The organism is Corynebacterium pseudogenitalium (genome assembly GCF_024453815.1).
Lineage (GTDB): Bacteria > Actinomycetota > Actinomycetes > Mycobacteriales > Mycobacteriaceae > Corynebacterium > Corynebacterium pseudogenitalium.
Genome location: NZ_CP072934.1, coordinates 1,381,527 through 1,403,068, shown reverse-complemented (window position 1 = coordinate 1,403,068; position 21,542 = coordinate 1,381,527). Strand labels below are relative to the sequence as shown.

23 protein-coding genes and 1 pseudogene are annotated in these 21,542 nt (G+C 56.0%); 13 read left to right on the top strand and 11 right to left on the bottom strand.

Features of this window, described 5'->3' with window-relative positions; all coding sequences use genetic code 11:
* The first annotated feature begins 27 nt into the window (after positions 1-27).
* The 4 genes from pgsA (at position 28) to KBP54_RS06770 (ending at position 2,422) form a co-directional block, all read left to right on the top strand.
* Positions 28-564, top strand: coding sequence for a CDP-diacylglycerol--glycerol-3-phosphate 3-phosphatidyltransferase (gene pgsA / locus KBP54_RS06785; protein WP_255366188.1), 537 nt, complete (start codon positions 28-30; stop codon positions 562-564).
* Positions 564-1,130, top strand: coding sequence for a CinA family protein (locus tag KBP54_RS06780; protein ID WP_070976737.1), 567 nt, complete (start codon positions 564-566; stop codon positions 1,128-1,130). The genes pgsA and KBP54_RS06780 overlap by 1 nt, the downstream gene beginning before the upstream one ends.
* Positions 1,130-1,504, top strand: a complete 375-nt coding sequence (locus KBP54_RS06775) for a helix-turn-helix domain-containing protein (protein WP_083290921.1) — start codon at positions 1,130-1,132, stop codon at positions 1,502-1,504. Before KBP54_RS06780 ends, KBP54_RS06775 begins: the two co-directional genes overlap by 1 nt.
* Positions 1,505-1,594: 90 nt before the next feature.
* Positions 1,595-2,422: a PspA/IM30 family protein gene (locus KBP54_RS06770; RefSeq protein WP_070977168.1), complete on the top strand. Its 828-nt coding sequence runs from the start codon at positions 1,595-1,597 to the stop codon at positions 2,420-2,422.
* Between the two features lie 76 nt (positions 2,423-2,498).
* On the opposite strand, the gene KBP54_RS06765 is transcribed toward KBP54_RS06770, so the two are convergent.
* Genes KBP54_RS06765 through KBP54_RS06755 form a run of 3 tightly spaced genes read right to left on the bottom strand, consistent with a single transcriptional unit; the run spans position 2,499 to position 4,388 of the window.
* A complete protein-coding gene (locus tag KBP54_RS06765; protein ID WP_336296753.1) occupies positions 2,499-3,116 on the bottom strand; it encodes an energy-coupling factor transporter transmembrane component T family protein in 618 nt (205 codons plus the stop codon).
* The gene (locus KBP54_RS06760; protein WP_070478922.1) at positions 3,106-3,801 is read right to left on the bottom strand and encodes an energy-coupling factor ABC transporter ATP-binding protein; all 696 of its coding nucleotides are present in this window, start codon (positions 3,799-3,801) and stop codon (positions 3,106-3,108) included. The genes KBP54_RS06765 and KBP54_RS06760 overlap by 11 nt, the downstream gene beginning before the upstream one ends.
* A 14-nt stretch (positions 3,802-3,815) precedes the next feature.
* Complete coding sequence (locus tag KBP54_RS06755; RefSeq protein WP_070362325.1) at positions 3,816-4,388, bottom strand: biotin transporter BioY; 573 nt, start codon at positions 4,386-4,388, stop codon at positions 3,816-3,818.
* A 75-nt stretch (positions 4,389-4,463) separates the two neighbouring features.
* On the opposite strand from KBP54_RS06755, the gene KBP54_RS06750 reads away from it, so the two are divergent.
* The 5 genes and pseudogenes from KBP54_RS06750 to KBP54_RS06730 all read left to right on the top strand — a co-directional run.
* Positions 4,464-4,679: a DUF3046 domain-containing protein gene (locus KBP54_RS06750; protein ID WP_083290922.1), complete on the top strand. Its 216-nt coding sequence runs from the start codon at positions 4,464-4,466 to the stop codon at positions 4,677-4,679.
* A gap of 210 nt (positions 4,680-4,889) precedes the next feature.
* On the top strand, positions 4,890-5,999 hold the full coding sequence (recA, locus tag KBP54_RS06745) for a recombinase RecA (protein ID WP_071572547.1): 1,110 nt from the start codon (positions 4,890-4,892) through the stop codon (positions 5,997-5,999).
* A gap of 3 nt (positions 6,000-6,002) precedes the next feature.
* A complete protein-coding gene (recX, locus tag KBP54_RS06740; RefSeq protein WP_071572548.1) occupies positions 6,003-6,605 on the top strand; it encodes a recombination regulator RecX in 603 nt (200 codons plus the stop codon).
* A 45-nt stretch (positions 6,606-6,650) separates the two neighbouring features.
* Positions 6,651-8,231, top strand: a complete 1,581-nt coding sequence (gene miaB / locus KBP54_RS06735; protein WP_141742252.1) for a tRNA (N6-isopentenyl adenosine(37)-C2)-methylthiotransferase MiaB — start codon at positions 6,651-6,653, stop codon at positions 8,229-8,231.
* A gap of 20 nt (positions 8,232-8,251) precedes the next feature.
* Positions 8,252-8,839 (top strand): annotated as a pseudogene (locus KBP54_RS06730) (Rv2732c family membrane protein); the annotation flags it as partial.
* On the opposite strand, the gene KBP54_RS06725 reads toward KBP54_RS06730, so the two are convergent.
* Both KBP54_RS06725 and KBP54_RS06720 read right to left on the bottom strand, forming a co-directional pair.
* Positions 8,836-9,888 (bottom strand): GNAT family N-acetyltransferase, encoded by a 1,053-nt coding sequence (locus tag KBP54_RS06725; RefSeq protein WP_240492804.1) that lies wholly within the window; start codon positions 9,886-9,888, stop codon positions 8,836-8,838. The pseudogene KBP54_RS06730 and the gene KBP54_RS06725 overlap by 4 nt on opposite strands.
* A gap of 11 nt (positions 9,889-9,899) precedes the next feature.
* A complete protein-coding gene (locus KBP54_RS06720; protein ID WP_418904452.1) occupies positions 9,900-11,279 on the bottom strand; it encodes a DUF349 domain-containing protein in 1,380 nt (459 codons plus the stop codon).
* A 155-nt stretch (positions 11,280-11,434) separates the two neighbouring features.
* On the opposite strand from KBP54_RS06720, the gene KBP54_RS06715 reads away from it, so the two are divergent.
* Positions 11,435-12,037: a hypothetical protein gene (locus KBP54_RS06715; protein ID WP_256005081.1), complete on the top strand. Its 603-nt coding sequence runs from the start codon at positions 11,435-11,437 to the stop codon at positions 12,035-12,037.
* Positions 12,034-12,948, top strand: coding sequence for a tRNA (adenosine(37)-N6)-dimethylallyltransferase MiaA (gene miaA, locus KBP54_RS06710; protein WP_240492805.1), 915 nt, complete (start codon positions 12,034-12,036; stop codon positions 12,946-12,948). Before KBP54_RS06715 ends, miaA begins: the two co-directional genes overlap by 4 nt.
* On the opposite strand, the gene KBP54_RS06705 is transcribed toward miaA, so the two are convergent.
* Positions 12,949-13,464 carry a hypothetical protein gene (locus KBP54_RS06705; protein WP_070362331.1) on the bottom strand — a complete coding sequence of 172 codons (516 nt, stop codon included), beginning with the start codon at positions 13,462-13,464 and terminating at the stop codon, positions 12,949-12,951.
* 16 nt (positions 13,465-13,480) lie between these two features.
* The gene (locus tag KBP54_RS06700; protein ID WP_070976745.1) at positions 13,481-14,245 is read right to left on the bottom strand and encodes a hypothetical protein; all 765 of its coding nucleotides are present in this window, start codon (positions 14,243-14,245) and stop codon (positions 13,481-13,483) included.
* Between the two features lie 127 nt (positions 14,246-14,372).
* Here KBP54_RS06700 and hflX point away from each other — a divergent pair, with 127 nt between their 5' ends.
* Positions 14,373-15,890, top strand: coding sequence for a GTPase HflX (gene hflX, locus KBP54_RS06695; RefSeq protein WP_070362333.1), 1,518 nt, complete (start codon positions 14,373-14,375; stop codon positions 15,888-15,890).
* A gap of 19 nt (positions 15,891-15,909) precedes the next feature.
* Here the strand turns inward: hflX and nagB are convergent, their stop codons facing one another.
* Positions 15,910-16,671 carry a glucosamine-6-phosphate deaminase gene (nagB, locus tag KBP54_RS06690; protein ID WP_070362334.1) on the bottom strand — a complete coding sequence of 254 codons (762 nt, stop codon included), beginning with the start codon at positions 16,669-16,671 and terminating at the stop codon, positions 15,910-15,912.
* Between the two features lie 62 nt (positions 16,672-16,733).
* Between nagB and KBP54_RS06685 the strand changes: the two genes are divergently transcribed.
* Complete coding sequence (locus KBP54_RS06685) at positions 16,734-18,026, top strand: uracil-xanthine permease family protein (RefSeq protein ID WP_070362335.1); 1,293 nt, start codon at positions 16,734-16,736, stop codon at positions 18,024-18,026.
* A gap of 58 nt (positions 18,027-18,084) precedes the next feature.
* Here KBP54_RS06685 and KBP54_RS06680 read toward each other — a convergent pair whose 3' ends face one another.
* From KBP54_RS06680 to KBP54_RS06670, 3 genes are all read right to left on the bottom strand, one after another.
* Positions 18,085-18,354, bottom strand: a complete 270-nt coding sequence (locus KBP54_RS06680) for an HPr family phosphocarrier protein (protein WP_070363496.1) — start codon at positions 18,352-18,354, stop codon at positions 18,085-18,087.
* 67 nt (positions 18,355-18,421) lie between these two features.
* The gene (locus KBP54_RS06675) at positions 18,422-20,476 is read right to left on the bottom strand and encodes a PTS fructose transporter subunit IIABC (protein ID WP_070362336.1); all 2,055 of its coding nucleotides are present in this window, start codon (positions 20,474-20,476) and stop codon (positions 18,422-18,424) included.
* A 22-nt stretch (positions 20,477-20,498) separates the two neighbouring features.
* Positions 20,499-21,467 carry a 1-phosphofructokinase family hexose kinase gene (locus KBP54_RS06670; RefSeq protein WP_070362337.1) on the bottom strand — a complete coding sequence of 323 codons (969 nt, stop codon included), beginning with the start codon at positions 21,465-21,467 and terminating at the stop codon, positions 20,499-20,501.
* Between the last annotated feature and the right edge of the window lie 75 nt (positions 21,468-21,542).

The following is a 21,542-nucleotide window of genomic DNA, read 5'->3' as shown; positions in this document are numbered from 1 at the left end:
AAGCATGGGATAGGTAGGGTAGAGGGCGTGACTGAAAAACCATCGAACTGGAACGTACCCAACGTCTTGACGTCGTTGCGAATCATTTTTATCCCCGTCTTCGCATGGTTGGCACTGGACCAGCGATGGGGTGCGGCGTTCGGTGTGTTCGTTGCGCTGATGCTCACGGACAAGCTAGACGGAACAATCGCCCGTACCTACAACCTGATTACCGACTTCGGGAAAATTGCGGACCCGATCGCGGACAAGGCCCTGATGATTACGGCACTTGTAGTACTCAACGTGGCGTCCAACCTTCCTGTGTGGATGACTATCGTCATCGTGGTCCGCGAGCTCGGCATCACCATGTGGAGAATGTGGATGCTGCGCAACGACCATGTCGTTCCCGCGTCCAAGGGTGGCAAGGTGAAGACGGTGCTCCAGACCGTCGGCGTTGCTCTCTACCTGTGCCCGCTGCCTTCCTGGATGGACGCGCCTTCCTACGTTGTAATGGTGTTGGCCGTAGTCGTCACCGTGGTGACCGGCGTGCAATACCTTGTCGATGCTCGCAAGGTGAATAACTAATGCGAGGTACTGCATCCGATGTGATTGCGGAACTTACTAAGAGGGGTGCAACAGTTGGGCTTTGTGAATCGCTCACTGCCGGTTTGGCAAGTGCCGCACTCGCAGGCGTTCCGGGTGCCTCCGCAGCGCTACGAGGCGCGATGGTGACTTACGCGACTGAGTGCAAAGTTACCTTGGCCGGCGTTCCCCAGGACGTCATCGATGAGTTTGGACCTGTTTCTCCGGTGACCGCGAAAGAGATGGCGAAGGCGGCAAAGCGGAAGCTCGACGCGGACTGGGGCCTTTCGCTCACTGGTGTGGCCGGGCCCAGTGAACAGGATGGCCACCCTGTTGGTGAGGTCTGGGTAGGGATCGCCTCAAGTGATGGTTGTGAAGCAGTTCTCGCAGGCGACATACTTTCCGACGCCCCTCTCGTACGCGGAACCATTCCAGGATTCAGACAGGCCCGAAACTTGCTACAGGCGCCGCGCAACGAGGTACGCGAGTGGGCTGTTGAAGCAGCGCTTCGCGTCCTGTTGCATGCCGTGCGGGAACAAAAACACGTTGAGGGGAGTTATACCAAGTGATGACTACGACACTTCTAATCGATACGCCGCTTGAGCCCTCGTTCGATGCACAGGATGAGGTCGCTTTTCCATTTCGCGAGTCTGGAACCCGCCAGAAAGAACCGCTGCTGAGAGAGGCGCTAGGAATGTCACTGCGAGCTTTCCGGGCGGATAAAGGCGTGACGTTGCGATCTCTTGCTGCTCAAGCCCGCGTTTCTTCTGGTTACCTCTCTGAGCTGGAGCGTGGGCGCAAGGAAGTTTCCTCAGAGCTGCTCGCATCGATTTGCGAAGCACTGGACACAACGGTTTCAGAAGTTGTTCTCGAGGCTGTTGCGAACCTTTCACTGCAATCGATGAACGATGAATTCGCTACGGCTGATGCGATTCACGCATAGCGGAGCAGCGCTGTAACAGATAGAATACGAAACAGTTTGGCCGTGGACACGGCCAATTTCAATGCTCAGCGAAAGGTAAAACGCAACACTATGGCAAACCCGTTTTCAAAATTCTGGAACTACCTGATGGCACTTTTCGACAACAAGATCGAGGAGAATGCTGATCCAAAGATCCAGATTGAGCAAGCAATTTCCGAGGCTCAGCGCCAGCACCAGGCGCTTTCGCAGCAGGCAGCCGCCGTTATCGGTAACCAGCGTCAGCTGGAAATGCAGCTGAATCGTCGCTTGGAGGAAGTCGAGAAACTTCAAGCGAACGCTCGCCAGGCGCTCCAATTAGCAGATAAGTCCCGCTCCAACGGTGACGCACAGAAGGCGACCGAGTATGAGAACGCTGCTGAGGCGTTCGCGGCGCAGCTTGTTACCGCAGAGCAGGGCGTTGAAGACACGAAGGCGCTGCACGACCAGGCACTCCAGCAGGCAGCACAGGCAAAGCAAGCTGTGGAGCGCAACGCGGCACACCTGCAACAGCAGGTCGCTGAGCGCTCGAAGTTGCTGTCGCAGCTTGAGCAGGCCAAGATGCAGGAGAAGGTTTCCGAGACCATGCGCTCGATGAACTCGTTGACCGCCTCCGGCCCGAACTTGGACCAGGTTCGCGACAAGATTGAGCGCCGCTACGCGAACGCACTGGGTGCTGCAGAGCTCGCGGAGAACTCGATCCAAGGCCGCATGGCTGAGGTGGAGCAGGCTGGAATCCAGATGGCAGGCCACAGTCGGCTCGAGCAGATTCGCGCAGAGATGTCTGGCGAGTTGACCTCGGGAAAGGAACAGCAGTCGATTGAGCAGGGCAAGACCGGCGCCCCGCAAGCAAGTGAGGACGCCGTCGCACGTCGGATGCGTGAGCTCCGCGGCGAAGCCTAAAGCGTGGTAAAAAAGCTCCAGGATTTCTATAGAAACCTGGAGCTTTTTGCTTTGCCCTGCGAAGGATTGAACGCGGTTAGTCGAGCGCGCCACGAGCGACAAGTGCATCGCCGATCTGTTCCGCCCTTCGGATACTTCGCACGATGAGCGGTACGCCAAACGCGAGGGGAGAAAATCCCAGTCCTCGGGCCTTGCGGGCGTCGAGAACTTCCTGCGACGTCTGCAAGATGAGCGGAATGAGACGGAGCGTGAGGGCGATGGCGAGGCTGATTTTCTCAGTTGATATTCCGAAACGGCCGAGCGGTTTGAGGCCCTCCTCGAGCGATACAAGGAGCGCTTCAACTGTTGTGGTCAGAGTAAGAAGGTTTGCGGCGAGAATCGTTGCGAACAACGTAATCAGCGTGACGCCAGCAAGTCCGATGCCATTTTGCCAAACAAGGAAAGCGCCCAGCATTGCGAGCAAGGGAAGAATTGGCACGAGCTGATTGGCAACGATTCGGATCGGAATTCTTGCCACGATGTACAGAACGAAGATCAAGCCTAGCAACGCGAGCGCGATTGGGAACGTACGCCCGAAGTTGGTCGCTATGAGGATATACAGTATGAGCAGTACGAATTTCTTCTTTGGGCTCATACGGTGGAGCAGCGTTTTGCCTGGGATGTACACGCCCATTGGTAGCGAGTCAATCTTCACTGTTCGGCTCCATTAGCTGAGTGTAGAACTGAATCGTGTCTGCTGGTGTGCCGTCGTATGCAATGACGCCGTCGTTGACACAAATTACTCGGTCGAAGTCACTGAGTAGCTCTAGATCATGGGTCACCACGATTGTTTGTTGATCAAGCGAGTTCAATTCAGCGATTATTCGCCGACGGTTTCGCAGGTCAAGCAATGTTGTTGGCTCGTCTGCGATGATGGTGGTCGGTTCAGTCACCAGTACCGCGGCCAGCGCGAGAAGCTGTTTTTCACCGCCAGAGAGCGTATGAGGTGATTGTTCTGCCTTGTGCAAGAGTTTGAAGCGTTCCAGTACCTCATCGACGCGTTGCTCTTTCTCTGCCTTAGAGAGCTTGAACTTCTTCAATGAAAACGCCACGTCATCGTGGACTTGGGGCATGACAATCTGGCTTTCTGCGTCGGAGAACACGAACCCGACACGTCGGCGGACTTCAGAGCTACGAGTTGCAAGCGAAATCCCGTCGTAGAATACCTCGCCTGTGCTCGGCTCTTCGAGCCCATTGATAAGCCGGACGAGCGTTGACTTACCAGAACCGTTCGAGCCAATGATGCCGATCCGATGTTCCTGCAACGTAAGTGAAAATGGTTGGAGCAGTGTGTTGTCATTACGTACGACGCTCACGTCGTTGAAGCTGATCTGCGGCATGGAAATAATCCAGTTTATGCGCGACGGAGTGAGGGGAGTGCAGCGCGAACTGCGAATGCGATGAACACAATCACTAGCACCTTGGCGGTGTCAGGGATGACAAACGGTAGCTGTGCTGCCCATGCAGCGCCAAAGGTCATGTTTGCGCGTGCCATCAATCCAAACACCCCAAAGAAGTACTGCAGGAACAGGCCAGCGAACCCGGCTCCAAGAAGGAGGGCGATATTCACGAAAGAGCTCTTGCTGGAAGCGCGGTAGGCGATGAGACCTGCAACAAATGCGCTTGCGATGTAGCCAACCAGATATCCGATTGTAGGGCTTCCCAGGGCATAGACGACGGTGCGTCCACCTGCGAGAACGGGAAGAGCAAGTCCGATGAGGAGGAACAATAGCACTGTGTAGGTTCCCCGTTTAGGGCCGAGCACGAGCGCCGCGAGAATACAAGCAGCGTTCTGCATGACGATTGGAACGCCGGCAGCGCCGACTGGAATAGAGACAAACCCGAGTACGATGATCACCGCCGCGAACACGGCGATGTATGCGAGGTCTTGGGCTTCAATCTTTGATTGCGGAATGCTTTTTGACATAGCGAGAATAGTACTTGAACAGTGTTCAGTTCGCTATGAAATCGTATTGATTTTTCTGCGCGTATATTTGAGGCCATGCGATTAACGGAGTTTCACCAACTCGTCCAGGATGAATTTGGGTCTGATCGGGCGTCATGGATTATTGAGGCGCAACTTTTGCCTCGTCATGGGTGTACCGCCGCAGAGGTTATCGAAAATGGAGGCGATTTGCGTCAAGCCTGGGACGAACTTTGTGACGCCTTTGATGTTCCAGAGGCGCGTCGCCTTGGCGTAGATCGGCCGGGTTTCTAGCTGCTCTCGCCGTTTTGCACTTTTAATTCGAACATGTATGCGTGTACACTCTGGTGATGTCTCGGCACTTGCCTATAGTCAGATCCAGATTTAGAAGTCATCGGGAACCGTAACCCTCGAAGGTGAGTCTAAACATGTGTGTGGGCGATGGCGTATGCAAAAACGCCGCCGCCGAACTCGAACAGAATGAACATTAAGGAGAACATGTAAATGGCTGCGAAAAAGAAAACCGCATCAGCCGCGAAAGATCGCCAGAATGCGCTAGATGCTGCACTCGCAATGATCGAGAAGGATTATGGCAAGGGGGCTGTGATGCGTCTCGGTGATGAGAACAGGCCTCCAATTCAGTCGATTTCATCTGGGAATACGGCTATTGACGTCGCTCTGGGGATCGGTGGGTGGCCACGCGGCCGCATCGTTGAGATTTACGGACCTGAGTCTTCCGGTAAGACAACTGTTGCGCTTCACGCCATCGCTTCCGCGCAGCGGGCCGGCGGAATCGCAGCTTTTATCGACGCCGAGCATGCTCTGGACCCGGATTATGCCCGCAAGCTGGGCGTCGATACTGATAACTTGCTCGTTTCTCAGCCAGATACAGGGGAGCAAGCACTGGAGATCGCGGACATGCTTGTCCGATCTGGCGCGATTGACATCATCGTCATTGACTCGGTTGCCGCACTGACGCCTAAGGCTGAAATTGAAGGTGAGATGGGTGACTCTCACGTTGGCCTCCAGGCTCGGTTGATGTCGCAGGCACTGCGGAAGATGACAGGTGCGCTGTACAACTCCGGCACTACAGCGATTTTTATTAACCAGCTGCGTGAGAAGATCGGCGTCATGTTCGGTTCACCCGAGACAACTACGGGCGGTAAAGCGCTGAAGTTCTACTCCTCGGTTCGTTGTGATGTCCGACGTATCCAGACGTTGAAGGACGGACAGGATTCCATCGGAAACCGAACCCGCCTCAAAGTAGTGAAGAACAAGGTTTCGCCACCATTCAAGATCGCAGAGTTTGACATTATGTACGGAGAGGGCATCTCTCGGGAATCGTCCATTATTGACATGGGCGTAGAGAACGGCTTCGTGAAGAAGTCAGGTTCCTGGTTTACCTACGAAGGCGATCAACTTGGACAGGGCAAGGAAAAGGCGCGCAATTTCCTGAAGGAGAACCCGGACCTTGCGGACGAGATCGAGCAAAAGATTTTCCGTGCATTGGGGGTTGGCGAATTTGCCGATGATGATGCGCTGACTGATGACCCAGTAGACATGGTGCCAAACATTGACTTCGACGACGAGGAAGAGCCAGCGAAGGCGAAGTAATACGTGGCAACACCAGATCCGGAAAAGATTCAACGCCTGCAGGACGCACTTGCCGAATGGGAAGCTACCGGTGGGAATGGAGAACTCTTCAACTACGAACGTGAAGAAGCCCTCGCTCCAGTACGGCGGCGTGCATTAAGGTTGCTGGATCAGCGACCGCGATCAGAGCATGAACTCAGGGAGCGTCTTGTCAAGGCTGAGTTCCCAGCGCCTCTCGTTGATGAGGTACTGGCGTCTCTTCGCGCGTCCTCGCTTCTCGACGATCGGCGCTTCGCCCATGAATGGGTTCGACAGCGGGCGAAACGTCGAGGAAAGTCGAGAAGCTTTCTGGACCGCGAGCTCAGGGAAAAAGGAGTCTCAGAAACAGATCGGCGCGCCGCGCTCGCACAAATCAGTGACGAGGACCAACACGCAATTGCTGAAGCCCTCGCGGAAAAGAAGGCGCGAGAAGTGAAAACACCACCAGCGGGGCACGCGGAGTACACCCGCGCGCTGCGCAGGGTTGTCGGAGTGCTGGCGCGTCGAGGCTTTCCACAAGGTATGTGCATGTCTATCGCAAGAACTGCACTAGATACAAGGGTTGAATCACTTCGAGAGACTTCCTAGGGAGCAATTTGCGGCGTTTGGGCGGGGTAGTTGGCAGTGGCTAGAATGTTCAGCCGTGCCTGCGTAGGCCCGCGTAATCAACCAGGAAAGGCGAACCAGATGGCTGCATCAAGGACATACGAAGTACGAACCTTCGGATGCCAAATGAACGTTCATGATTCGGAGCGGTTGTCGGGTCTGCTGGAAGATTCGGGGTACGTGGCAGTTGAAGATGGGCAGGCCCCAGACCTCATCGTTTTCAACACCTGTGCCGTGCGTGAAAACGCAGACAAGCGTTTGTACGGAACGCTTGGACATTTGAAAAAGGTTAAGGAATCGCAGCCTGATTTGCAGATTGCGGTTGGTGGATGTCTGGCGCAGAAAGACAAAGACCACGTTATCCAGAGAGCACCGTGGGTAGACGCGGTCTTCGGGACCCACAATATGGGCTCACTGCCGGTACTGCTGGAACGTGCACGAGTACAGGGCGAGGCGCAAGTTGAAATTGCAGAAGCGCTCGAAGTATTTCCTTCTGTTCTTCCAGCGAAACGTGAAAGTAGCTATGCGGGCTGGGTTTCGGTGTCTGTCGGGTGCAATAATACGTGTACATTCTGTATCGTTCCGAGTCTGCGTGGCAAAGAAGTTGATCGCCGTCCGGGCGATATCCTCGCCGAGGTACAGGCGCTCGTGGATCAAGGCGTCTTAGAAGTCACTTTGCTTGGCCAAAACGTCAATGCTTACGGTGTGCATTTCGTTGACGAGGAAATGGAGCGAGATAGGTCCGCGTTTTCAAAACTGCTACGAGCGTGTGGCGAGATCGAAGGCCTCGAGCGTGTTCGCTTCACCTCCCCGCACCCCGCAGAGTTTACATCTGACGTCATCGACGCAATGGCAGAAACCCCGAACGTTTGCCCGCAGCTACATATGCCGTTGCAGTCGGGGTCTGACAAAGTACTCAAGGACATGCGCCGTTCGTACCGATCCAAGAAGTTTTTAGGCATTTTGGATGAGGTCCGTGAGAAGCTTCCTGAGGCTTCGATCACCACCGATATCATTGTCGGATTCCCAGGCGAGACGGAAGAAGACTTCCAGGCAACGCTTGATGTAGTTGAGAAGGCACGATTCACGTCCGCCTATACATTCCAGTACTCACCGCGCCCTGGGACCCCGGCGGCTGAAATGGAAAACCAGGTTCCGAAAGCTGTGGTGCAGGAGCGGTTCGAACGACTGCTTGAACTCCAGGAACGAATCAGCCTGGAAGAGAATGAAAAGCTCATTGGATCTGTGCAAGAACTCCTTGTTCAGCAGGACGAAGGTCGAAAGCACGAGACGACTCACAGAATGTCAGGACGCGCTCGCGACGGCAGGCTCGTGCACTTTGCTGTCGATGAGGCCAATCGATCTGCCATCCGTCCGGGTGACATTGTTACCGCTCGTATCACCGAAGCAAAGTCATATTTTCTGATCGCGGATTCTGGTGTGCTTTCACACCGACGCACACTCGCGGGTGATCACGCTGAGGCAGGCGAGGTACCAACGACTGCACCTGTTGGGGTGGGACTTGGAATTCCTACGGTTGCACGTCCAGACATCGTTCCAGTGACTAACGTAAGCAACACTGGCTGCTGCACGACTCCTGAAGCGTAAACCACGCGACTACTGGAAGGGAGACTTCAATGAAAATGGAATTAGGATCCGCGCGCTGGGTACTCGGTATTGCAAGTATTGGGTGGCTTGTTGCGCTGTTTTTGCCCTTCGTTGGTGACATTCCCGGATGGCAGGTGCTCGCGGTGGGCGAAGGCGCCCGCAGTGCAGATACCAAGATCACGGAGTACGTATTTGTATGGCTAGGCTTCTTAGGCGTAGGCGTTTGCACGTCGCTAGTGACGGTTTCGCGACGTTTCGGAATGGCCACAGCCGCGTGGATGATTTCAACAGTTGCCCTGGTTAGCTCGTTGCTGGCAGTGTGGCTGCGGAAGTCGAGTACCGGTGTTGCAGGAACGTTTCAGCACGGGCCCGGGTTTTACCTAGAAGTTGTCGCGGTACTCCTGGTCGTGTTGACGTACATTCCGCTGTTCGTGCGAAAGACAGCGGTTGCCCCGGAACTGCTCCGGAATCAGCCAAGCGAAATCGACGCGGATATCGCGGATGCGCAATTGAATGCGACGCGGACTCATCAGGAGCAAGAAACGAACCCACTGCTTGTCGATGACCGACGAGCGAACGCGGCACGACGCCACAAAAGAAGCAACTAGCTATCGAGCTTTGGTACGCCCTTCTGCCAGGCCGTCGCCTGGCTTATCCCGGTTGGGGCATAGTGGTCGAGAATGTGGCTCGCACCCGGCTGCGGGTTGGGATAAGAAGCGTAGATCTGCTTCGTTTGTGGCCAAATCGAGAGCGCGGCTGATATCGCAGAAGCCAAGGCGCGCTTGCCTAAACCGAGTCCCCGGCTTGCCTCCCGTACGTACACCAGCCCGATTTCTGCAACAGAATCTGCGTCATTCTCGAATTTTGCTACCTCTGCAAGCCCGACCGGTTTCCCTGAGACATCACGGGCAATGGCGGTGATCTGGGAACCGCCGCGGTCCTTGAGACGTGCAGCAGCGTCCTGAAGACGGGACGCAGACCACTGGACAGGCTCGAGCGATAGTGAACCACGAGGGTATTTCGCTGCGGACTCCTGGAGAGTAGCTAAGAAGGAGGGCAGATCAGTAGGGTCGAATGCCATGTCTTCAATCACGTCGCACCTATCATTCTGGTCAGGCGCCACGATAGCGTCCGCGTTGATAATTGCCTGTCGCTCACAGTGCGCCGGCGTGTAGCCGTCAGCGCGAAGGAATGGGTGCTCCGGTGCCCCCAATGGCTCCGTGATCCAAATCTGACGGATGGGACGGTGCAACTCTGCAGAAAGCGCGTCAATCAGCGCGAGCGCACTTCGCCACACGTGCGCCGGCTGCTCCTCCCCGGGAAGAGGAGCGATGGAGGCGTCGATAGTGACGTTCGCTTCTAACACATCGACGTCCTCAAGTAGAGGAAGCGATATGAGCACCCAGCCTTCGACGTCGTACAGATCATCCTCAGTCAGCACTGGGTAACCGAACGCTCCAAGGGACCGTGGCGCTGGTTTGCTACACAGCGCGAAGAGAAGCGCTAACGATTCTTCGGATCCCTCCAGGCGTTTCGCGAGATGGGCTGCACTCACTCCGGAGTGCGCTTCTCCCGTAATGTCCTGGATAGCAAGCGTGACTGAGAATGCGTAGGAGGAGACTGCGGCGTGTGACGGGTCGGCACTCCCTACGATCAAGGGATATAGCACTACTGCTCGTCGACGGCCTTCGCTGCGACGTTGGCAAACTCCTGCCACTGCTCAGCCTGTTCACGGAGCTTCGCCGCCTTGGAGGAATTCCCGGCTGCCTCAGCTTCCTGAGCCTGCTGCAGGAAGTGATCAGCTTTCTCCTGGAACTGATTCACCCGCGCTTGTGCCTCAGGGTCTGCTTTGCGCCATCGTGATTCCTCTGCATCCGCTACGCGCTGTTCCAGCCGAGCAATCTTGTCTTCGTACGTACGGACCTTGTTGCGAGGCACAAATCCAATTTCGTCCCACTTCTCCTGGAGCTCACGCAGCTTGGCACGTGCCGCACCTAGACCCTTCTCTGGAGTGATGAGCGCATCGTACTCATCTATAAGTGCGTCCTTAGCTGCAGCATTTGCTTCAAATTCGCGGTCGCGCTCCGCGTTTACGGCGTTGCGGGCGGCGAAGAAGTGATCCTGAGCAGAGCGGAACTGTGCCCACAGCTCATCGTCGACGCCACGTGGGGCGCGTCCGGCTGCTTTCCACTCATCCATCAGAGAGCGGTAGGCACGGGCGGTGGCGTTCCAATCCGTTGAGTCCTGGATTGCCTGCGCGCGGGCGATGATATCCTCCTTGATACGACGAGCCGTTGCGCGATTCCTATCGAGCTCAGCGAAGTGAGCCCCACGACGGCGATTGAAGGCATCGCGTGCACGCGAGTAGCGCTTCCAGAGCGCGTCGTCGGTTGTGCGATCGATACCGCGGATCGTCTTCCATTCTTCGAGGATCGCTCGAATCCTGTCCCCGGCAGCCTTCCAGTCCGTAGACTTCTCGGCGATCTCCTCAGCCTCGGCCGCTAGACTTTCCTTTTTGGCAATTGCGTTAGCCCGTCGGGTCTGCTTGAGTTCCTTTGCTTCGTGTTCCGCAACCTCTGTTTTGCGCAGTAATTCTTCTAGGCGTGCCTCGAGCGCTGCGAAGTCGCCAATTGCGGCGACGTCTTTCAGCGAGTCTTTCAGCTCAGTCACGCTGCGATGCAGAGTGTGTGCGTCCTCTGGGTGTGCAGTGAGTCGCGCCTCCAGGACTTCAGTTTCGACGATGAGGTCGTCGAAACGCTGCCCGTAGTGGCGAAGTCCTTCCTCGGGAGACCCGGCCTGCCAAGATGCGATCTGACGCTCAACGCCGTCACGGGTGACAAAAACATTGCCGGCATCATCGACGCGCCCGAACTTCGACGGATCAGTGTTCGCTGATGACGACTGAGCATGCGCGAGTGGAACAACCCGCTGTGAAGGAACAGACTGTGCCGCACCTGGACGAGGTCCGGGCTTCGGCGTTTGCTTCGGCATGGCAGCCGGGTTCGGACGTCCAGCTGGTGGCTGTGGCTTTGGAGTCGAGGAAGTCATGAAACAGTCCTTTCACAAATAGCTGTGCCGCGCGTCACGGCGCCGAGATACATAATCGACGGCATTCTCGTCTTCATAACTCTAGCGTGTTGCAGACGAACATGCGTCATGTGTCATGGTTTCAACTCCGAGAAAACCCCACTATGGTGGGCGAGGTGAATGAAGCCCGTGCCTGCCTACTTGTCATGCCTGGTTCGCCAGCTCTCGTGCGAGAACTCGCACCTGCTGACGAACCGTCGCAGCGTTTGCTGAACTCAATTAGAGAGACAGCCGGAAAACTGACGAAAACTATTGACATTGTGTGCAGCCACGACAGGAGATGGGCAACGCACCTTGCTGGCTCGTTTGCTGCCTGGGGAGCACCACACGTCGAAGTAGGAGGTGGGCACGTATTAGGCGAACTTGTCGCCAGATACTGCCTTCACGGGGCTACGGTGCGTGAGAGTCGTGAGCACCTGTTGCCGTTAGATCCTTCAGTGCTCACAGTGTTGGTAGTCGATGGACCTGCAGGGCTGACAACTCGCGCCCCGCTAGCGTTAATCCCTGCGGCTGCTGATACGAACGACAAACTCCAGGCTTTGTTGTCAGGAAAGCAAAGCTCCCTGATCCGTGAGCAGGAAATGCGAGACGCAGGAGTACTGGAACCAGATATTTGGCTTGAGCTACAAACACTGCAGCCAACGAAGGCCACACTCGTAGACGTAGACGACACGTTGGGCGTTGGTCGGTATGTTGCTTACTGGGAGGTAGAGCAGTGAACAAGGAGATCGGACACCAACCAGTAGCAATCGTCGGCCCGACGGCTTCAGGTAAGTCCTCGCTGAGTCTCGCGCTTGCGCACGAACTCGATGGTGAGATTGTCAACGTTGACTCGATGCAGCTTTACCGCGGGATGGATATCGGCACTGCCAAATTACCTCTCGCGGAGCGACAAGGAATACCGCACCACCTGCTTGATATCTGGGAGGTTACGAAAACCGCCAGTGTCGCAGAGTATCAGCAACGAGCGGTGGAGACCGTTGAGGAGATCTCCAATCGAGGAAAGCTGCCGATTCTCGTTGGTGGGTCCATGCTGTACATGCAGTCACTTGTCGACGCTTGGCAGTTCCCGCCAACCGACCCCGAAGTCCGCGGGCGCTACGAGTCTCTATTGAAGGAAATCGGAATAGATCGCCTTCATGCGCAGCTAGCTGCAGTTGACCCTGTGGCGGCGTCGATAATTGAAGACCGTGACCCCCGGCGCACAGTGCGTGCACTCGAAGTCATTGAGCTTACTGGTAAGCCTTTTCAGGCATCTCAACCCCCCAAAAACGCCCCTACACGCTGGGGTACGCGCATGATTGGGCTGGAGACAACCCCAGAGTGGCTCAACCCGCGGATTGCGCAGCGTACTGATGCGATGTTCGAGCAGGGGCTCATCGATGAGATTCATCGGTTGGTGGGCCAGGGATTAGCGAAGGATTCGACTGCTGGCAGGGCTATCGGATACGCCCAAGGACTTGGAGTTATCGACGGCCACCTCACCATCGACGAAGCCTGCGAGGACACCAAACTGCGAACGCGGCGCTATGTGCGGCGTCAGAAATCCTGGTTTAGGCGCGACAAACGAATCACTTGGATTGACGCGGCGAACTATGACGTTGCGGAACTAGTAGCACAGCTTGGTTGATTACGACGGACCAATTTCTCGAGCAGCGTTACGGGCAGCCACCCAGGCGTCCTCAAGCTCGAGGGCGCGCTCGTCCGCAATTCGAATGAGTTTTTCAAGGTGGACGCGTTCCAAGTCCGGTGACTGCAAGTAGGTGTCAACGCGCGCGAGAAAGCGCTGTGCCGCACTGTACTTGAGATGAAATTCGCTGATTTCTGGTACAGAAAGATCGGTGTTCGCAAGCGCGGGAAAATGAAGCGTGCGGTCGGCCAACGCCTGCGTCGAGCTACCATGTTGCAAGTTATCAAATGCTTCAACGATGTCGCGGATGTCATCGCACGCAATCAGAAGCGATGAGCGAAGCGACTCTACTTCCGGGTTAGGAATAAAACGCCTGCGGGTCAAAAGCGCCGTGACACCAATCAGCCCGGCGATGATGGCGCCAGGAGTCTTGAGGAGCAGCACAAGCAGCACCATGACGGCGAAGATCAGGGCGCCCCACAGTGCTATGGAAAGATCACGACGTGCTGGATCCATGAGTAGTGCCTAGTTCCTAGCAGCCGCCACCGCAACCGCAGGAGCCACCACAACCACCACATCCGCCACCTGTAGGCACCGGGATGGTACCGACCATGACGGCGTTGCCTGCGATGACTTGGTCGCGTTGGGGGAGATCGCCATCAGGTAAGCAAACGTCGAATGGAAACGCCCCGTCGACTGAAACATGAATGAAGCGGTCACCCGTCAACTCCGACGTGCGGTATTCAGCTTCCAGCACGCGTGCGGAAAAAGTGGCTTTTGCATCGGGGGAGGAGGCTGCCCCAGTTGCAATCGCTTCGGCTCCTGCAGAAATGACTGTGCCAACCGTGCTACCAGGGTGCTCCTCAAGATAAGCAGAGGTGGATTCGTACGTGCTCACATCGAGTGCAAGGGCGGTCACGCTGAGCTCTTGCCACTGGATTGTGGGCTCATCGACGATCAATGGCTCCTGCGCCAGGTTTAGCGTCAGAGATCCGATTGGATTCCCATGTGGATCCACAACCTCAGCAAGCGCAACCACATCGGTTGCCGGGGTGATGTGCGCGTTTGTGCGTGTGATGCCCTCAAAGCCGGCAAAGGTGGCGAAAGGCTCAACTGCCAAGATATTCAGCTGCGCACCAGAGTGGTCCTGGTATTGGACCATTTGGCCGCCACGTACCTCACCGATAACACCGAGGCGACCGGATGCGATTGCAGCTTCTACCGCGTCTTGCCACTTAGGAAAGCTCAGGCCGATCGCTGCCAGATCCTTGTTTTCAGTCAGAGGTTGTTGGTTCATAAATGTGAAGCCTAGTCGAATGCGCTCTGAGGTGAAGAAATGTGGTGGAAGAAAAATGGGTGGGCTACCGTTGAGCAAGGAAGAAAGCGAAAAAAGTTACGTATACCCACTATTTTTGAAAGCTTGCATGAATTCGAAATCAACCACTCCTGATTCGCATGAGGCGTTGCTGGATGAAGCGTTTCGCCATAACGCACAGACGCGCACCGAAACCTCGGGAACAGACCTATCGACGCCAACACAGGGCGCACTCGACCTAGAGGAACGAAACTCGTTTCGTCGCGTAAACACCACGACAGAGCTGCGCAACGAAGACCGGGAAGACATCTACGAAGTCGAGTACCGTAAACTGCGGCTCGAGCGCGTCATCCTTGTTGGAGCATGGACTGAAGGTTCCACTGCCGAAATGGAAGCAAACATGCGGGAATTGGCAGCACTGACCGAAACCGCAGGCGCTGAAGTTATTGACATGCTCTATCAAAAACGAGATAAGCCGGATCCAGGGACATACATTGGTTCCGGAAAGGTGAAAGAGCTGCGCGAGATTGTCGACGCCAGTGGAGTGGACACCGTCGTATTCGACGGTGAGCTATCCCCTGGTCAAATGGTGGCGCTAGAGGAAGCCCTCAACTCTAAAGTGATCGACCGAACGATGCTCATTCTGGATATCTTTGCTCAACACGCAAAGAGCAAGGAGGGCAAAGCACAAGTTAGCCTCGCGCAGATGGAGTATCTCTACACCCGTACCCGTGGTTGGGGCGGCAACCTTTCGCGCCAGGCCGGTGGTCGTGCGGGTTCGAATGGCGGCGTTGGTTTGCGCGGTCCTGGTGAAACCAGAATTGAGGCAGACCGGCGAAGGTTGCGCTCAGAGATGGCAAAGCTGCGTCATCAATTAGCAGACATGGAGACTGTTCGTCAGATTAAGCGCGCGAAGAGGCAGAGCTCGACGACACCCAAGATTGCGATTGCCGGATACACGAACGCAGGGAAGTCCTCACTCATTAACGCAATGACGGACGCCGGCGTGCTTGTGGAAGACGCATTGTTTGCAACGCTTGACCCATCCACGAGACGCGCAACGCTGGCTGATGGGCGAAACGTCGTTTTGACGGACACAGTTGGTTTCGTTCGGCACCTGCCGACCCAGTTGGTCGAGGCGTTTAAGTCGACGCTGGAGGAAGTGAGCAATGCAGACCTTTTGCTACACGTCGTTGATGGAGCAGACGAGTTCCCACTCAAGCAGATTGCTGCCGTGAGCGAGGTGCTGGCAGAGATCACGCGAGATAAAGATTCCGAATTGCCTCCGGAGATTGTGGTCGTCAACAAGATTGACTCCGCTGACCCTGTGGTTTTGGCAGAGTTACGCCACGTGTTTGACGCGACCGGTCGGGAAGCGGTGTTTGTCTCAGCGCTCACGGGTGAGGGTATTGCTGAACTCGAGGGAAAAATCGAGATGTTCCTGAACACGCTCGATGAGCATGTAGTCATGCTGATCCCCTACACCCGAGGAGATGTTGTCTCACTCGTCCATGAACACGGGACGATTCGCTCCGAAGAATATGAAACCGACGGCACCAGGATCGATGTCCGCTTGCCACGAGTTCTGGCGCGCCAGTATGACGAGTTTGTCCAGCAGGTCTACTAGAGACTGCTGGAGTGGTGAATTAACGCCAGTAGGCGTCGATCTCCTTGTAGAACTCCACATCGCCGAGGCCGGATGCTGCGGCTTCGTCGAGTAATATGCACACATCGTTGTGCATTTGCAGCGATGAGGCAGGGCAGAAAGAGCTCAAGGGCCCTTCGATCATTGCTTGGACAGCCTCGGCCTTCGCTGCACCGGTAGCGATGAGGAGGATCTTCTTCGCTTCCAAGATGGTGCCGATGCCCTGTGTCATTGCCTGGCGAGGCACTTCATCTTCTGACTCGAAGAAGCGTGCGTTGTCAGCAATGGTCCGCGGGCGTAGATCAATCAGTCGGGTCCGGGAACTCAGCGAGCTGGTCGGCTCGTTGAAAGCGATATGGCCGTTCGCGCCGATGCCGAGCAGCTGAATGTCGACACCACCGGCGTCTTTCATCATGGACTCATACGTCGCAGCCTCTTGCTCCGGATCGGCCGCTGAGCTGCTAAGCGAGTGCACGGCCGCGTCATCGATATCGATTGATGCCGTCAGCTCGCGTCGGATTGTGGACCAGTATGACTGCTCGTGGTGTTGATCGATTCCGTAGTATTCGTCGAGCAAGAATGCGTCACAGTCGGCGAAGCTGAGGCCTTCCTCGCGGTGCTTTCGGATTAGTGCCTGATACGTTGGACTCGGTGTCGAGCCAGTAGCAAGACCAAGCGTTGCACCTTGCTTGACGAATGGTTCAATCATGTTTGCAGCGAAATCGCCAATTTCGTCTGCCGTGCGGCGAATGAAAATCTCCATGCGTATTACGCTACTTTGCCCAATTCGCTTTCGGCAATTATCTAGCGACATAATATGAGCCTGTGAGTAAAACTATTGGATGGACCTTGCATGGCGACGGGCGCCGCGTTCTGCCCGGCGCGGTGGTCGCCCCTGATGAACGCCTTTCTTGGCCTCGAACAATTGGCATCGGCATGCAGCATGTCGTAGCAATGTTCGGAGCCACACTTCTCGTTCCAACGTTGACGGGATTCCCTGTAAACACAACGCTGCTGTTTTCAGGACTGGGAACCATCATCTTTTTGCTGATTACCCGTAATAAACTGCCTAGCTACCTTGGCTCGTCATTCGCTTTCATCGCGCCGCTGTCTGCGTCGTCCCAGTACGGAATCGGCTCTCAGTTGGGCGGGGTACTCATCACGGGTCTGACGTTGATTGCAGTTGGCTTTGTTGTTCAACTTGCAGGCAAGAAAGTTATCGACGCCGTCATGCCTCCCACGGTCACTGGTGCCATCGTCGCGTTGATCGGTTTCAATCTTGCGCCGACTGCCGTTTCTAATGTGGAAACTCAGCCCGGGGTCGCGTTTGTCACGCTCGGCACGATTGCTCTGCTGACTGTCGCTGCGAGGGGAATGCTGTCTCGTCTGAGCATTCTGATCGGCGTCATCGTCGGCTGGGTGTTTGCGGCGCTCACTGGCGGGTTATCGGATGATGCACTGGACACAATTGGCGCTAGTCCTTGGATCGGCTTGCCGCAGTTCCATACGCCAGAGTTCCACCTCTCAGCGATTTTGGTGACGCTTCCTGTCATCGTCGTGCTGATCGCGGAGAATATTGGTCATGTCAAGGCAGTTTCTGAGATGACGCAACGCGACCTGGACCCATACCAAGGCAGGGCGTTGATCGGTGACGGTATCGCGACGACATTGGCTGGTGGCTTTGGCGGCTCTGGTACAACGACTTATGCGGAGAACATTGGCGTGATGGCTGCTACCAAGGTTTACTCGACGGCTGCGTATTGGGTCGCATCGTGTTTCGCGATCGTTTTGGCGTTCATCCCGAAGTTCGGCGCAGTCATCTTCACAATCCCAGCCGGTGTGCTGGGCGGAGCGTGCCTGGTTCTTTACGGCCTGATTGGAATGCTTGGTGTACGTATTTGGCAGGATAACAAGGTAGATTTCACGAACCCGGTGAACCTAACAGTTGCGGCTGTGGCACTCATTGTTGGTATCGGCAACCTGTCGTTCACTGTCGGTCAGGTGACGCTTGAGGGCATTGCCCTGGGGTCGGTCGGCATCATCGTGTTCTATCCTCTGTTGAAGTGGATTTACAACACAGTGGGTGAGGGGCAGTTCAACGCTGCATCTCGAAAATAGCTCGAACAAGCAAAAGCCCGAGCGCTCAGATGTAGCGCCCGGGCTTTTGTTGTGGGATTTACTCTTCGTCGAGGTTCTTCTCGATCAATGCGGCAATCTTTTCAACTGCCTCACTGTTGTCAGAGGTAACGGTGACCTCATCACCGAACTCGGCGCCCATTGCCATGATCATCAACGAGGAAGCAGCATCCGTCTCTTCCTCGTCCTCGTCACCGACAAGGGTCAGGATGACCTCGTCATCGTATTCACCGGCGGCGTCAGAAATAATGGTTGCTGGACGTGCGTGCAGTCCAACGGTGGATCCGACTTTAACTGTCTTTGAAGCCATGTGCTTCATCCTTTCTGCTTTGAAAGTATCTATCGAGTTTCTGTATTCAGTTTAGGGGCCTGTGTCCTTAGTTCGCCACCGCTGCAGGTTCTGCTTGGGCAGCGACCTTCTGGATCTCCTCGTTTGGCCAGAACTGCTTAGCGACGATGACCGCTACAGTTGCGACCGCCACGCCTGCAATGAGCGCGACGAACAGTCCCCACCAAGGCTCGTAGGCAAAGAGCACGAAGAGACCACCGTGTGGAGCCTGCACACCAACATTGAGTGCCATGCTGACCGCGCCAGCAGTGGCGCCACCGAGCATCATCGAAGGGATAACGCGGAACGGGTCAGCTGCAGCAAACGGGATTGCGCCCTCGCTGACAAACGACAGTCCGAGGAGCCATGCGGATTTGCCGTTCTCTTGCTCCGCCGGGGTAAACAATCCTTTGCGGAGGAACGTCGCGATTGACAGTGCGATCGGGGGAACCATGCCAGCAATCATTACAGCCGCCATAATTTGGAAGCTTGCCTCCGTTCCCGCAGACAGACCAGCGGTTCCGAAGAGGTACGCCGCCTTGTTGACTGGGCCACCTAGGTCAAAGCACATCATGAGCCCGATGATGACGCCGAGCAGGACCGCAGAGGATCCGCTCATCGACTCAAGCCAGCCCTGCAGTCCCAGCATGAGAGACTCAAGCGGACGCCCCAACAGTAAGAACATGATGAGGCCGATAGCAAGGGAAGTCAGCAGCGGGATGATGACCACTGGCATCAGGGACCCGAGCCAGCGCGGAACCTTCCATGTCTGGATCCAGTATGCGATCAAACCAGCCAGCAGACCTGTGACAAGGCCGCCGATAAAACCTGCGCCAACCATGACGGAGATAGCACCGCCGATAAATCCTGGCGCGATACCTGGACGTCCTGCAAGGCCATACCCGATGTAGCCGGAGAGCGCCGCAACAACGAAGCCCATGCCCATCTGGCCTGTCGCGAACATGACAGCACCGAGATACAGAAGCCAGCCGGAACGGCGGAACGTCATCATTTCACCGTCGACATCGATTGTATGTCCAGGCAGGTGGGTCGGGGAGAAGTTCGTGACGAGGGACTGCCAGCCATTCGCCATGTCGTATCCGCCGAAGAGGAAACCAAGCGCGAGGAGCAGGCCGCCTGCTGCAACGAAAGGCACCATGTACGACACACCGGTCATTACAGCTTGCTGGATCTTCTTTGGCCAGCTTTCACCAGAGGAAGCGGAGTCTTCTCGCTGCTCCGATCCCGCCGTGGTGACTCTTGGTGCATTCGGATCGTTTGCAGCGGCAATGGCCTCGTCGATCATCTTGTTTGGCTCGTTGATGCCACGCTTTACTGGACTATCAACGACCGGCTTGCCTGCAAAACGTGCTTTGTTACGCACAGCAACATCATGGGCGAAGATTACGGCGTCAGCACTGTCGATGTAGGCCTGATCCAGAGGATCGCCGCCGGAAGAACCTTGCGGCTCCACCTGAAACTCGACATCATCGCGAGCCTGCGCAGCTTGTGTCAGAGCGTCGGCTGCCATGTATGTGTGGGCAATGCCGGTCGCGCACGATGTAACAGCTGCAATCCTAAACTTTTTCACGCCATCGGTCTTGCCCGTCGCAGCGGGAGTAGGTGCTGCGGCAGTTTTCTTCTTAGGAGCAGCGTTGACGACGTCCAGCACCGCGTTGACGACCGTTTGCTCATCCTTTGCCTCGCGGAGCTGAGTTACGAAGTCGCCGCGTACCAAGGCACGTGCGAGCTTGGAAAGGATCTTCAAATGCGCCTTACCGCCGCCTTCAGGAGCAGCGATCAAAAATACAAGCTCTGCGTCTCCATCTGGCCCCGAGAAGTCAACGGGCCGCTGTAACCTGGCAAAAACCAACGTTGGGGTTTCGACTGCTTCGGTGCGGCAGTGGGGGATTGCAACACGGCCATTCACACCGGTGCCAGCTTTCTGCTCACGGGCGTAAGCTGCGTCGGCTAGCTTCAAGCTGTCGCTTGCTCGGCCTGCGTCCTGGGCTTGCTGCGCGAGGTGTTCGATGACCTCTCTTGGCGTCGACCCGTAGTCCACATCGAGACTAACGAGTTGTGGAGTGATGATGTTGTCACTCATGGTGGACTCCTGTTCTCTTAAATTATGAATCGATTTCTACGACTTGGGTTTGTTCCAAGTTGATGTCGTCAGGGCTTGGAATCCCGGTACCTGGTAGGCCTGCTGCAGCAGAGCCATAGGCGACCGCGGTTTGGAGGCACTGGTCCAACGGCAGGCGTTGAGTGCGAGCCATAACATATCCAGCAAGTGAGCTGTCGCCTGCTCCAACGGTAGATTTCACAACAGTCGGTGGGGGCGTTGCTGCCCAGGCAGAGTCTGCGGTGACCAGGCAAGCACCTGCGCCACCGAGGGTGACGAGAATTTCTTTAGCCCCTCGCTGAATCAAGCGTTTCGCTGCCTGAACAACCTCGGAGTAGTCTCCGGCTGAAGCGCTAGTCTCTAGTACATGCCCATCGGCTCCCACCAATTGCGCTAATTCAAAAGCGTTGGGTTTCAGGATATCGGGGGCTGCAGATTCAAGCTGATCTCCCAGCTTTACCAGGGGTTCGTCTGATGTGTCGACGGCCACCAGTACGTCTTCGGCGAGCCTCAATCGGATTTCTCGGGTCAACGTTGCGTAGAGATCCGCCGGGGCTCCACTTGGCAGCGACCCTGCCATGACGACGGCCTTACATTCGCTGCTATGCGAATCAAGCGCGTCGAGGAACCCCTGCTGGACATCAATGGTGTATTGAGGGCCAGGCTCATTGATTTTGGTAGTCGTACCGTCGGATTCAGTAATCGCAGTATTGGTACGGATATTGCCCTCAACCGGGATGAAAACAAAAGGAAAACCGAGTCGGTTAGCAGCGAACTTGAAAGGGTCGCTTTCCCCGCAGGGAACTACAGCGAGTGCCGCTCTTCCAGCCTTCGCTACGGCGTGGGCCACGTTGACGCCTTTTCCGCCAGCTTCTCGCGTAGCGGTAATGGCACGGGCGACTTCGCCGCGACGCAACGTTGCTACAGAAAGCGTTGCATCTGTACTTGGATTCGGAGTGAACGTCAGAATCATGTGGCGCATCCTTAGAGTAATTGGTGCTCTGTGGGGTAGCGCCTACCGAAAGTCTGTTGTGCAGCTGCAGTATCG